Raw genomic sequence first — 12698 nt, forward strand, 5'->3', positions numbered from 1 at the left:
TATCACACGCAACCCTCCGTTCTACAAAAGTTACGTTGATTCTAACACATCAGCTGAAAGCTGGCAACTTACTCCAATTCAGGGAGTGCCAGAGTGACAGCCTGACAAACGGTGTTTCGGAAGGTCCGGTTAACCAACCCATTCCCGGCGTAACGTGAACAAGTCCTTCAGCGCATCAGTGGACAGCTCGGTAATCCAGCCTTCCGAGCTTGCGATTACATCATCGCTGAGCTGCTGCTTGCTCTCCAGCATTTCATCGATTTTCTCCTCCAGCGTCCCCAGCGAGATGAACTTATGCACTTGCACATCCTTAGTCTGGCCCATGCGGTAGGCACGGTCCGTGGCCTGGTTCTCGACAGCCGGATTCCACCAGCGGTCGAAATGAAAGACATGATTGGCTGCGGTCAGGTTCAGGCCAACGCCTCCAGCCTTCAGCGAGAGGATGAAGACATTCGGCTGGTCAGACTGCAGCTGGCCGTCTGCCGGCAAGGATTCTCCCTCCGGAAGCGGGGGGGCCTGAAACCGTTCAATCATATGGTCGCGGGTGCTTTTGGGCGTACTTCCGTTCAGATACAGCACCGGCTCTTGCAGCTCCTGTGACAGTACGGCCTGAAGCATCTTGCCCATACCTACATATTGGGTGAAGATCAGACAGCGTTCATTCTCCTCACGCAGTTCCCGCACCATGGCCAGCAGCCGCTCCAGCTTCGCTGACCGTTCAATCAAGGGAGCCGTGTCGAGGCGGCCCCCGGAATCGGCCTCAGGCAATGCCTCCTTGCTCAGCAGCATCGGATGATCGCACAGCTGCTTGAGGCTGGTCAGCGCGGCCAGTATGGCCCCTTTGCGCTCCATGCCTTCCAGCTTTTGCATCCGTTCCAGGAGCCCGTTGACGTTCTGGTCATACAAGGCCGCCTGTTCAGCGGTGAGGTGAACATAGGTTTTCATCTCGTTTTTGTCAGGAAGATCCAGCTGGATGGCCGGGTCTTTTTTCTTGCGGCGAAGCATGAACGGCTTGACCATCCGCTGCAGATCGGCCGTACGCTTCGGGTCCCGTTCCTTCTCTATAGCGTTGGCGAACCGATCCTGGAAGGACTTGGCGCTGCCCAGGTAACCCGGTGTGATAAAGTCGTAGATTGACCACAGCTCGGAGAGCCTATTCTCGATAGGTGTTCCCGTCAGCGCGATCCGGTGCAGTGCGGGAAAGCTGCGTACGGCTGCGGATTGCTTGGTCCCGGCATTTTTGATGTTCTGCGCTTCATCCAGGCAGACTGCGGCCCAGGTGAATTGCTTCAGCAGCTCCTGGTCGAGAGCAGCCGTGGCGTAAGAGGTCAGGACCACATCGGCCTGCGAAGCAGCGCCGTAGAAGTAGCCCGCATCCAGCCGTTTGCCTCCATAATGCAGCATCACATTCAGGGAAGGGGCGAAGCGCTGCAGCTCTTTCTGCCAGTTGCCGAGTACTGACGTCGGGCAGATGATCAGGGAAGGCCAGCCGGGCGGGTCCGTCTGCCGCAATCGTCCTGCTGAAGGGTCCGCTTCAGCAGCTTCCTGCTGATCCTTCAGATGGAGCAGGTAGGCAATGAGCTGCACGGTTTTGCCGAGGCCCATATCATCGGCCAGAACGGCTCCGAGGCCGAATCGGCGCAGGAAGGCCAGCCAGGCATACCCTTCGTGCTGGTAGCTGCGAAGCTCTGCGTGCAGCCCGGCAGGTACTGCGGGCTGCGGCCACTGCTCACGCTGCCCAAGCTGGCCGATCAGCTTCACCAGATGCGCGTTCAGCTCGACCTCCAGCCGGAAGCGTGCGGCCTCTTCCTCGGCCTGTTCCGCGGCGGCTTCAGCCGCATCGTCTTCGCTGCTGCCGAGCAGATGCAGCTGAAGCACATCCTGGAAGGACAAGCCCTGCGACTTGTCCATTCCAGCCATGGCCCGCTGAATCTGGGCCAGCAGGGCCGGGTCCAGGGGAATCCACTGGCCCCTGAACTTCACGAGCCGTTCGCCGCGCGCGACCAGCTCCGCGAACTCCGCCTCGGAGAGGTCGGCGTCGCCGATGGAGATGCGCCAGTCGAAGTCGACCAGCGCATCCAGCCCAAAGAGCGATCCGCCGCCGCGCTTGCCCTCGCCGGAGCTGATCTTGGCGCGCAGGCGCGGTTTCTTCCGGCTGGCGGCCTCCCACCACGCCGGCAGCAGCACCTGCCAGCCGGCCTCCAGCAGGCGCCGGCTGTTGACCGTGAGGAACCGCCACGCGACCTCGTCGCTAAGCGGCTCCCCCAGCACATCGCGCCCGCGGCCGATGTGCTCGCCGGGCAGGCTGTCCCGCAGGCGCGACAGCCACCCGGCCGCCCGCTCGTGGACGTGCTCCGTCCACGGTGCGGGCCAGCGGCCATGCGGCTCTCCGTCATCGGAGAGCCGCAGCGGCACAAGCGCGGATTCGTCGCGCTTGTCCTGGAGCAGCAGCTGCAGCCGCCAAGAGGACGAGTCCTCGTCCGGCTCCAGCAGCTGCAGGGCAGGGCGGAACGGCGCGCTGTCCGCCTTCCAGCCGATGGACATGAGCCAGCTGTCCGCGTCCATCCCGGCGGCCTGGGGCCCGCTGCGGCTGAACAGCAGCGGGAATTCGCTCCGCAGGTCGCCGGCTTCGGCTTCCGTGCGGTAATACCGCTGAAAGACCGCCGCAGAGAAGGCGGCCTGCAGCCCTACCGCAAGTGGGCTGCGCTCCTGCAGCCCGCGCAGCGCCTCCGCTGCGGCTGGATTGCCTGCAGCCGAGCGCGCAAGCGCCTGGCCGTCCCAGTCCCAGCGCAGCTGGCCTTCGCGGAAGGCGGAGAAGCTGGGAACGTACTGCCTGTCGTCCAGTAGTACGGCCAGAACCGGGGCAAGTGCGGTTAGCAGCTCCGCGTTGCCTGCCCAGCTCCAGTCGATATGCTGAAGCACCTTAAGTTCCGCGAAGAATGGAATCACCTGCTCAGCGGGAAGTATGACCAGCTCGACGCCGTCGGCGCTCTGGGTCGTCAATTCCGTGCCATAGAAGGAGTCCTCATGCCAGGCGAACAATTGCTGCTTGAGCAGTAGGCCTGGGACGTAGTCATTCCTCTCATTGACGCCATAGATCAGGGCATCGCCATATTGGCTCAAGGCCAGCTGAACGGTAATATTTCGCATTTGTGTATTCATGGGATCAGCTTTCCTTTCCGCAGCTCCTCCTGCAAGGCGCGAAGCCGGCTGTGCCGGGCGGTGAAAGCATCCAGGAATTCCTCCCACCGCGCCTCGCGCTTCAATTTCTTGTACAGCTTGGCGAGCCGCTTCAATAGCTTCACGGCTGCCTTATAGCTGTGCCGGTTCTTCTCCAGCACGAACCGCTCTACCGCCTGATGGTAGAAGGGCAGCAGCAGCTCCGGCGCGTTCTTCTCTACCGGCTGCAGGTCGCTGACCCGGAAGTCGGAGGGTTCTTTACCAGAGGCTAACTGATAATCCATCCATTCCTGCCACTTGCCGGAGGCCAGCAGCTTCTCTTCGTAGATATCCTGGGAGAGCGGAAGCATCCCCGACAGGGTGCTCCACATTTGAGGCTCCGTTTCCGGGAGATGACGAACAGCGTCCTCCCAATAACCGGCATAGCCTTGCAGATTATAGAGGCGGCTGTTCAGCAGCGGGCCTGTGACTTCGAGCCAGGCTGCCAGGCGGGACCAATGCCCGGCCTCAGCGAGCTGCGCGAGAAAGCCCATCAGCTCGTCCGGGTGAAGGCCGGGCCGCTCCGATGCGGCAGCCAGCCGTTCCCAGGCCGCTTTATCGTCGCTTAGGTAGAAGTACATCCGGCTCTCCGCCAGTTGCAGGGCGGAGCGGTTCACTGCGGCGCCCAGTCCGCTTGCACGCTCCCGAAGTGCATCAAGCTCCTCCAGATACAGCTTGGAGCCGCTGGTGTTCGGGGCAATCCAGCTCGTCCAGAGCCGGTCGTAGCAGAAAGAGAAATAAGGCTGCTCCCGCAGCCGGTCGCGCGATTCCGTCAGCATCTCCAGCCGGATGTAATCCAGGGTTTCCTTCACCCGTGGCCACTCCTCCTGCTCTGAAACTAGCGGCAGGCCGGACTTCATTAGGTTCGCAACAGACCCCTTAAGCTCCGAGACTGCAATAGCCGTGTAATATCCCAGCGAATAACTCGAAGAGGAGAGGGGACCTGCGTTATACGTGGTGCTGATCGGCTGGATGAGGCTCTCCAGGATGAATAGACGGGCATTGAGCTGGAACAGCAATTCAGCGGCAGGGGCCAGATCTGCCTTTGCTTCCATTATGGCGGACAGTGCTCTGTCGGAATACTGCGGATTGCGCACGGCCTGTGCCAGCGGCGCAGTGAGCAGTGCCATGTATTCGCGCCACTGCCCCACCGTTGCTGCCGGAATCAGTCCGGCGAGCTTCTTCGCCTGTTCCCGGCGGCTGCCGGACACACCGGTAACCGCAGAAGCCTCTAAGGCCTCTGTCTTCTTGCGGTCGATGATAGCCTTGGCATTGGCAAGCATATTCACAGACCGCTCCTGTGATTCGGCAACACTCATCAGCACCGCCGCCATATGCTTGCAGGGCTCCTGCACCGGGCAATCACAATGGCTTTCCGTCAAGTTGTCCAGCTCAAGGCTGACAGCATAATCCTCTCTGCCCTCGACTACGGCCATAACTCTCCGGGGCGAGATCATCCGGAGAGCCTTGACACGGTTTTGCTTATAATATTGAAATCCCCGCTTGAGATTCAGATCCTCAAAATAATAGGCCACATCCGAAATGAGCTTGTCCCATTCGGCGTCGTTGATCATCAAATTAGGCTGCATTAGGTAATCTCCTGTACAAAATTCTTTGTGAACCCGCGTGTTTATCACGAGTAGAAACGGCGCCGTCCCTTTACAGGAATGGCAAATCCGTTTCCCCATGGCTTCTACTATTATATCATTGTTCATGTTCTTCACTCTAAACGTTTAAAATCTTAAAGAGTATGATATGCTCCATATTGAAGTATAGAAAAAACATGCTACTCTATGGTCTGGGTCAAAAGACCCGCGGAAGGATGAAGCAACGCCAATGCTGCGATTCAAGTTAAAATATTTGCTGAACAACAAACAAAACCGGCTGATCCTGATGTTGACCGTCAGTGTATCGCTGCTGATTATACTGATCGGCCTGTTCTCTTACAGGGAATACCGGAACGCACTGGATACCGAGCTGAACACGCCGAATATAGAGCTGCTGCAGATCAATCTGGATGTGACGAACCGGGCATTCCGGGAGTCGGACAATAAAGCGGTGGATCTGTCGTTTCACCCTGTAATCCTACAATATATTGACTCCGCCTCAGCAGATCAGGCAGGCATCGCCGCCGGGCCGCAGGATTATCTGATAACGCTCGCGACAGAGCCAGACATTCACACCATCAGCGTGATCAAATTCAAGGATCATTCCGTGATTTCCAGCGGCTACGGCTACAAAGCCTCCTGGGATGAGGCGCCGGAGCATGCCTGGACCTCATGGATTGAGGAGATTAAGGAGAAGCCTCTGCTCATCAAGAGAAGGGTATATACTGGCACCGACCCCCAGCTCAGCAACACGGAACTGCTGTCCTTAGCCCGCCCGATTGTCCAGAAGGGTGAGGTGACGGGAGCTGTGCTGATTGATCTGGATTACGACATGCTGTTCTCCAAAATGTACAGTCATCTGTCGAGCTATCAATTGGTGTACGATCTTGAAGGCGAGCTGATCTATCCGAAGCTGAACGTGCCGTTTCCCCTTGCGGAAATGAACAAGATGCTGAAAGACATTGATGTAAGCCCGTTCGCCCATGTGAAGATTGAGGGCAAGGCCTATATGGCCAACCAGACCTTCTCCAATGTGACCGGCTGGCGGCTGGTTTCACTCGTTCCCATGGAGCAGCTGCTAAAAAATGTGACAACGGCACGCAACATGATGATTATGCTGTCACTGATCTCCATCGCTGTGGGCTGCTGCGCGATCTACTATTATAACTTTGCAGCCTTCCGGCCTCTGAAGCGGATCAACAAGCTGCTGGCACCGGATATGGAGTCCGCCGGGCATGGCAATCTGTATGATCTGGAGCCGGTAATCGGCAAGCTGGTCGGTGATTTCCAGAGCAAATCGCTGGTAGCGGATTGGAGCCTGCCGGAGCTGCGTTCCAAATATGTGAATGATCTGATTGCCCGCAGCATGGGCACACAGGAAATACAGACGAAGTGGGAGCATTATTTTGCCGATTGGCTGGAGGGTCCCTTTGAGCTGGTGATGATATCGATCGACCGCCATTCACAGTGGGCAGCGGCATTTATGGAAGAGGACCAGATGCTGCTGAAATATGCGATGAATAACATTATCCTGGAGTATTTTGAGCCCTCCTGGAGAGCTGTAACTGCGGCTCCGCAGAAGGATAGTATAGCCGTGCTGCTTCAGCCCATAGCGCAGGAAGACCGTGATCTTAAGTCGGAAGCGGTCAGACTGGTTGGGATTCTGGAGGAGGTTCTGAAATTATCCGTATCCATCGGGATCGGCAGTACCGCATCCGGTATTTCACAGGTAGCCCATTCGTATAACGAATCCATGTTGGCCTTATCCTGCCGGCTGTATGAAGGTTACGGACTTGTACATGCATACACGGAAATGGAGAACCAATATACAGAGGGCGTCGGACCATCCGATGATGCCTGGAGGCAGCAGGTGCTGCACGCGCTGAATTCATCCGATGCCGAGACGGGACAGGAGTGGGTCCGCAGAGGAGCAGCCGATACCCGAAAGAAAGGCATTCAACCGCAAAAGGTATTCCGGTCCATTAATGATCTGTTAGAGGAAATCATGAGTATAGCTGCGGCTGGGGGTCATCCGCTTCCTGCCGAGCTTGCGGATTACACTTGGCATCAGGTAACGACTATGGATCTTACCGAGCTTGAAGATATGTTGTGCCGTATCGTCGTTCATATGGCTAATGTGCTGGGCGCACACCGGCAATCGAAGGAATATCTGCTGGTGCAGAGCCTAATCGCGTATATGGAGAGTCATTTACAGGAGAATATCGGACTTCAGGATATCGCAGCCCATATCAATATGGGTGTATCCTCGGTCAGTACCCTCTTCAAAGAAGAGACGGGAACAACCGTGTATGACTACCTCACCAACCTGAGAATTGATAAAGCCTGTGAGCTTTTGCTGGACAGCGGTCTGAAAATTGCCGATATTGCCCTCCAGGTAGGATACCAGAATGAGAACAGCTTCATCCGGGCCTTCCGTAAAATCAAATCGACGACACCCGGCAAGTTCCGGGAGAGTAACAAATATGCCAGCGAGTATGCAGATCGGCCAAAACCGCGCCATTCCAGCGTTTCTGAGGATTCCGAATAAGATAATACGATTGTAGGACACCCCCGAATAGGATAAAGTTCTATTTGAGAAAACTTTCACAGCTACGAAATACACTAGCTGATGCTTGAGAATTCGGGGGTGAGGCGAGAGAGCAACCGGCAGGAATGTAGGTTCCGGCCAACCGCTCGATATCCTTTAATAAGAGAAGAGGGATGCTTTTGAAACGGGGAATACAAATAGGAATCTGGGCGGCATCGCTGCTCGCTGTGGTCATCCTCCTTCTTATTGGAAACCGCGTAACGGACGATCGCAGCAACAAGGGAGATCACGATTTTCCCAAGAAGCCGATCACATTAATTGTGCCGTACGCTGCAGGCGGAGGAACGGATACAACAGCAAGGGCATTAGCCAAAGCGACAGAGAAGTTTCTGGGGCAGCCGGTTATCGTTATCAACCGTACAGGCGGCGGAGGTTCCGTCGGACTGATGGAGGGCGCGAGTGCCAAGGGTGACGGATATACGGTGACTTTTTTGCCGGCCGAATTAACCATCCTTCCACATCTGGGCCTGTTGCCGATTACCTATGAGAAGTTCAAACCCATCGCTCAAACCAATTTTGATCCTTCCGCCATTACCGTAAGGCAAGGCGCGCCGTGGCAAACCGTTAATGAATTTCTCGACTTTGCGAAAGCGCATCCAGGTGAATTGAAAATGGGGAACGCAGGAACGGGAAGCATTTGGCATTTAGCTGCCATAACGTTGGAACGGGAAACAGGTGTGAAGTTTGCACATATTCCCTTTGAAGGTGCTGGGCCCGCCGTCTCCGCTTTGATGGACGGTTTTGTAGATGCGGTGCCTGTGAGTCCCGCCGAAGTGAAAAAGTATGTGGATGAAGGAAAGCTGCGGACACTGGCGATTAACGCCGACAAGCGCTCTGAAGCGCTGCCGGGCGTTCCCACTCTGGAGGAGCAGACCGGAATACATGTGAATTTCACCAGTACATGGAGAGGACTTGCTGTACCAAAGGACACACCGGACGCGATTGCGGATATACTCGCCGGGGCATTTATCAAAGGAACCGAAGACAAGGCATTCCGCGAGTATATGAATGAAAATGGACTTGGACTGCTGGTTAAGGACGGCAAAGAATTCTCCAGGCAATTAAAAGAAAGCGACGATTTGTTCGCCAAAATGATCCCGGAGCTCGGACTTAGCCGTAAGTAACGTGAAAGCGTAGTCAAGCAAATTTTCCCTCAGAGCCAGCTGATCACAGGTTTGCGTACTGTAACGGACAGTTAGGCTGGGGGGACTGATTTGCTGCGCCTATGCAAGACAAAATTATCAAGATTTGCAAAATTTTAAGGCATATTAAGAGAAGGGTATGATCAATCACATGAAAATCAAACAGACGATCGACAAAGTTCCTGGCGGCATGATGCTGATTCCTTTGTTCCTTGGCGCCATTATCCACACCGCTTTTCCGAATGCAGGCGAATATTTCGGAGGCTTCACCAAAGGCCTGATGACAGGTACTGTACCTATTTTGGCAGTTTGGTTCTTCTGTATGGGTGCTGCTATTGATGTAAGAGCAACCGGAACGGTACTCCGCAAATCCGGTACCCTCGTATTGACCAAAATCGCTGTAGCTTGGGTTGTAGCCCTGATTGCTATTCAGTTCCTGCCTGAGGGCGGCGTTCAAACCGGATTTTTTGCCGGACTATCCGTTCTGGCGATCATCTCCGCAATGGATATGACCAATGGCGGCTTGTACGCTTCCATTATGCAGCAGTATGGCACCAAAGAAGAATCGGGCGCCTTTGTATTGATGTCGCTGGAATCCGGCCCGCTTGTTACTATGCTGATCCTGGGAAGCACCGGGGTAGCCGTATTCGAACCGCATGTATTTGTAGGCGCTGTGCTTCCTTTCCTGATTGGATTCCTGCTGGGTAACCTGGACCATGATCTTCGCGCTTACTTCGGCAAAGCTACACAGACTCTTATTCCGTTCTTTGGTTTCGCACTGGGTAGCTCCATTGACCTGGGTGTCATTGTAGATACAGGCCTGCTTGGTATTCTCCTTGGTATTGTTGTTATCATTATTACAGGTGTTCCATTGATTCTGGCTGACAAGTACATTGGTCGTGGTAACGGGACTGCCGGACTTGCCGCTTCCAGTACTGCCGGTGCCGCTGTAGCCAATCCTATGCTGGTTGCCAACATGAAACCTGAGTTTCTGCCAGCCGCTGAGACAGCAACCGCACTCGTGGCAGCATCGGTTATCGTAACCTCCATACTCGTTCCAATCATTACTGCTTACTATTCTGGTTACATGAAAAAGAAGAATCCGCCGGCAACAGATGCTTCAGTGGATCTTCAGGCCCCTAAAGCTGCAATATAATATATTCCTGTAACAACGTAAAATATACAGTATATAGAAAAAGGAATATACACATATAGCCCCTCCAAGCGCCGTTTATGGCGGTCACGGAGGGGCGTTTTTTTTGCGATAACCGATGATTAGTTGATCAGCTTGTTGAACGCGGCTTGGTCAAAACGGTCGCCCTGCACAAGCCATTGTCCGTTCACATTGAACATAGTCAATATTCCCTCCATAGACACACGCTGGTTTTCCTTGCCCTCCTGATCCAGCAAGACCAGGTCTACGTTGTATTTCAGTTCGATGATATCTTTTTTTGTTCCATCCGTCAGTGTGAACTTTAAATTTTCAGGCTGCACAGACATGTGCTGCTTCTGGACAACCATTAAAGGCAGGGCAGTGTAACGGGTATTGACTGCTTTTTGATAAAAGTCTTCTGTCAGATAGGATCGCATCGCTTCGTTTCGCTGCTCGATGCTCTCTTCAGACAGGACATCTGCGTAATCCTTGACCGTGTACTCGGAATTTTTATACTCCGTGGCGGCTTGAACGGCTGCCGTTTCGGCTGTGCTGTCCTGCGGAGAAGTATTGTTCTCCGGTGCTGGAGCCGCAGTTTCAGAGGGCGGGGGACTGGGTTCGGGTACGTTATTAGATGCGGACTGGCTGCAGCCTGCAACTAACACAAAGGAAAGAAAGAGAGTGCTTAATAACCATATGTGCTTTTGCATAAGGATCCTCCTGAATGTTCAATAATGGAAATTTTTATATTAATATTACCATATTATGTTCTTTGTGGCACGTTACTGGTCCTAATGATTCCCTGTATTATCTGCTCAGATGAGTTGACGAGGGCGTAGAATGCTGCTTTTATTGCACTGTCGTAATCTTGCTCTCCTGTTCCAAAGGGCTGATAAGGCAAATGGAATCGTATATACTGGCGGTATGAGGTGATTGACAATGGAACAGGCGTTATTCGAGCAGATCTATGAATCCGTTGTGCGGCGCGAGCCAACCTATGATGGTGTGTATTATACAGCGGTGCTGACAACACATATTCTATGCCGCCCTTCCTGCCGGGCAAGAACGCCTAAGGCGGGGAATGTCGTGTTTTATGATTCATTGGAGCAGGCGGTAGCCGCCGGGTTCCGGCCCTGCAAAAGATGCCGCCCGGAAGAAGGCGGCGTGCTGCGTCCGGATGCGGTGCTTGCGGCCGAGACGGATAAGCTGATGGAGGCAAAGCTGGGGCAGAAGGTCACTCTGCAGACCCTTGCCGGAGCGCTGAAGGTCAGTCCTTTCCATCTGCAGCGTACCTACAAGCGGGTCACCGGGCGGTCGCCCGCGGAGAGGCTAGATCAACTGCGTGTGGAGAAAGCCTGTGCACTGCTTACCGACACAGAGCTTGCGGTTGCCGAGGTGGGACAAGCGGTGAGCTTTCGCGGGCCTTCGCACTTTGCCGCGTGGTTCACGCGGAAGACCGGTCTGCCACCGACCGAATACCGCAGCCAAAACCGAGGAGGGATTCATCATGAGTGAGATCACGATTTATCATCATACCCTGAACCTGGGGAACAGAGATTGGACTCTATGGGCCAGTGACAAAGGTTTAATCCGCCTGTCCTTTGGGAGAGAGGAGAGGCTGCCTGAGGGGAAATGGCTGCAAACCTATGCTCCAAAGCACCGTTATCAGGAGGATCAGGCCGTATTCGCGCAGCTGGGAATGATCCGGGAGCTGGAAAATTATTTTGCGGGAGTACCAGTCAGCTTCAAGGATATTCCTCTGGATATCTGGGGAACTCCGTTTCAGCAGGAGGTGTGGAAGGGGCTTGCGACCATCCCATTTGGTGAGGTCATTACTTACCGGGAGCTTGCCGGGAGGATTGGCAGGCCGCAGGCCATGCGCGCGGTAGGCACGGCCAACGGGCAGAATCCGTTGCCTGTCATTCTGCCTTGCCACCGGGTCATTGGCACGAACGGAACATTGACCGGCTACCGGGGCGGGCTTAAGCTGAAGCAGGAATTGCTGGTGCTGGAAGGTATTATGCATGTGGGGGAGGCGGGGCATGAACGATTTGCTTTTTGAACTGCCGCTACCGGAGTTCTTTGATTTCGGTGTTTGTCTGGAGTATTTGAACCGCTCCCCGCTGGAATGCCTGTACAGGACAGATCAGGAAGGGGCGACCCGTTATTTCAATCTGGACAACAAGCCGGTGCTTATCCGGCTGATGGTCCCGAAAGGAAGCGGGCTGCGGGTAACTCTGCTGTACGGGGAGGTTCCTAGCCCAGGTGCGGTAGCATGGCTGGCCCGATACATTCGGGAATGGTTCGATCTGGACCGTGATCTACGGCCGTTCTACGGGCTGGCGGAGTCGGACCCGCTGCTTGGGCCGCTTACGGAGCAGCACAGGGGACTGCGGATTGTCGGTATTCCCGATCTGTTCGAAGCGCTATGCTGGGCCATTCTGGGCCAGCAGGTGAATCTGGCGTTTGCCTACAGGCTGAAGCAGCAGCTGACTGCCACCTATGGAGAATCGCTGGAATGGGGAGGGCATGTGTATTATCAATTCCCCGGCCCAGAGGTATTCGCGGATGTGCAACTGGAGGAGCTGTGCGCCTTGCAGTTGACCCGCAGCAAAGCGAGGACCGTGCTGGACGTGGCTGCTCTGATTGCCGGCGGCAGTTTAAGCCGCGAAGAGCTGCTGGCATTGCCATCCCCGGCTGCTGCCGAGCAGCGGCTGCTCCAGATCCGCGGTGTCGGCCCGTGGACCTCACAGTATGTCCGGATGCGCTGTCTGGATGACACCACAGCTTTCCCGGTGGGGGATGTGGGTCTGCAGAATGCGGTCAAATTCCTGACCGGCATGGATCGGAAGCCGACCCCAGCAGAGCTTTTGAAGCTGGCGGAGCCCTGGCGCGGATGGGAAGCCTATGCCACCTTTTATTTGTGGCGTGCGCTGTATTGAGCGCTCTTATTCATTGCACCCGGCAGG

9 protein-coding genes are annotated in these 12698 nt (G+C 55.2%); 6 read left to right on the forward strand and 3 right to left on the reverse strand.

Annotated features, from left to right (window positions below; translation table 11 throughout):
• Positions 1-129: 129 nt before the first annotated feature.
• Together ACAN54_RS17375 and ACAN54_RS17380 are read right to left on the reverse strand one after the other, a co-directional pair.
• On the reverse strand, positions 130-3162 hold the full coding sequence (locus ACAN54_RS17375; RefSeq protein ID WP_379157807.1) for a DEAD/DEAH box helicase: 3033 nt from the start codon (positions 3160-3162) through the stop codon (positions 130-132).
• Positions 3159-4808, reverse strand: coding sequence for an SWIM zinc finger family protein (locus ACAN54_RS17380; RefSeq protein ID WP_379157810.1), 1650 nt, complete (start codon positions 4806-4808; stop codon positions 3159-3161). The genes ACAN54_RS17375 and ACAN54_RS17380 overlap by 4 nt, the downstream gene beginning before the upstream one ends.
• 247 nt (positions 4809-5055) lie before the next feature.
• On the opposite strand from ACAN54_RS17380, the gene ACAN54_RS17385 reads away from it, so the two are divergent.
• The 3 genes from ACAN54_RS17385 (at position 5056) to kdgT (ending at position 9732) form a co-directional block, all read left to right on the forward strand.
• Positions 5056-7374, forward strand: coding sequence for a helix-turn-helix domain-containing protein (locus tag ACAN54_RS17385; RefSeq protein WP_379157814.1), 2319 nt, complete (start codon positions 5056-5058; stop codon positions 7372-7374).
• Between the two features lie 173 nt (positions 7375-7547).
• On the forward strand, positions 7548-8558 hold the full coding sequence (locus ACAN54_RS17390; protein ID WP_379157817.1) for a tripartite tricarboxylate transporter substrate binding protein: 1011 nt from the start codon (positions 7548-7550) through the stop codon (positions 8556-8558).
• Positions 8559-8727: 169 nt separating this feature from the next.
• Positions 8728-9732, forward strand: a complete 1005-nt coding sequence (gene kdgT / locus ACAN54_RS17395) for a 2-keto-3-deoxygluconate transporter (protein ID WP_379158731.1) — start codon at positions 8728-8730, stop codon at positions 9730-9732.
• Positions 9733-9851: 119 nt separating this feature from the next.
• On the opposite strand, the gene ACAN54_RS17400 is transcribed toward kdgT, so the two are convergent.
• Positions 9852-10439, reverse strand: a complete 588-nt coding sequence (locus ACAN54_RS17400; protein WP_379157820.1) for a hypothetical protein — start codon at positions 10437-10439, stop codon at positions 9852-9854.
• A gap of 229 nt (positions 10440-10668) precedes the next feature.
• On the opposite strand from ACAN54_RS17400, the gene ACAN54_RS17405 reads away from it, so the two are divergent.
• Genes ACAN54_RS17405 through ACAN54_RS17415 form a run of 3 tightly spaced genes read left to right on the forward strand, consistent with a single transcriptional unit; the run spans position 10669 to position 12671 of the window.
• Positions 10669-11244: a bifunctional transcriptional activator/DNA repair enzyme AdaA gene (locus tag ACAN54_RS17405; protein ID WP_379157823.1), complete on the forward strand. Its 576-nt coding sequence runs from the start codon at positions 10669-10671 to the stop codon at positions 11242-11244.
• Positions 11237-11791, forward strand: a complete 555-nt coding sequence (locus ACAN54_RS17410) for a methylated-DNA--[protein]-cysteine S-methyltransferase (RefSeq protein WP_379157826.1) — start codon at positions 11237-11239, stop codon at positions 11789-11791. Before ACAN54_RS17405 ends, ACAN54_RS17410 begins: the two co-directional genes overlap by 8 nt.
• Positions 11772-12671 carry a DNA-3-methyladenine glycosylase family protein gene (locus ACAN54_RS17415; protein WP_379157829.1) on the forward strand — a complete coding sequence of 300 codons (900 nt, stop codon included), beginning with the start codon at positions 11772-11774 and terminating at the stop codon, positions 12669-12671. Before ACAN54_RS17410 ends, ACAN54_RS17415 begins: the two co-directional genes overlap by 20 nt.
• Positions 12672-12698: the final 27 nt, after the last annotated feature.

The sequence above is a fragment of the Paenibacillus diazotrophicus genome (assembly GCF_042610465.1).

What these genes read in the sequence shown, in the direction of transcription:
- ACAN54_RS17375 (WP_379157807.1), bottom strand. Translation starts at nt 3,162, where the DNA reads ATGAATACACAAATGCGAAATATTACCGTTCAGCTGGCCTTGAGCCAA.
- ACAN54_RS17380 (WP_379157810.1), bottom strand. Translation starts at nt 4,808, where the DNA reads ATGCAGCCTAATTTGATGATCAACGACGCCGAATGGGACAAGCTCATT.
- ACAN54_RS17385 (WP_379157814.1), top strand. Translation starts at nt 5,056, where the DNA reads ATGCTGCGATTCAAGTTAAAATATTTGCTGAACAACAAACAAAACCGG.
- ACAN54_RS17390 (WP_379157817.1), top strand. Translation starts at nt 7,548, where the DNA reads ATGCTTTTGAAACGGGGAATACAAATAGGAATCTGGGCGGCATCGCTG.
- kdgT (WP_379158731.1), top strand. Translation starts at nt 8,728, where the DNA reads ATGAAAATCAAACAGACGATCGACAAAGTTCCTGGCGGCATGATGCTG.
- ACAN54_RS17400 (WP_379157820.1), bottom strand. Translation starts at nt 10,439, where the DNA reads ATGCAAAAGCACATATGGTTATTAAGCACTCTCTTTCTTTCCTTTGTG.
- ACAN54_RS17405 (WP_379157823.1), top strand. Translation starts at nt 10,669, where the DNA reads ATGGAACAGGCGTTATTCGAGCAGATCTATGAATCCGTTGTGCGGCGC.
- ACAN54_RS17410 (WP_379157826.1), top strand. Translation starts at nt 11,237, where the DNA reads ATGAGTGAGATCACGATTTATCATCATACCCTGAACCTGGGGAACAGA.
- ACAN54_RS17415 (WP_379157829.1), top strand. Translation starts at nt 11,772, where the DNA reads ATGAACGATTTGCTTTTTGAACTGCCGCTACCGGAGTTCTTTGATTTC.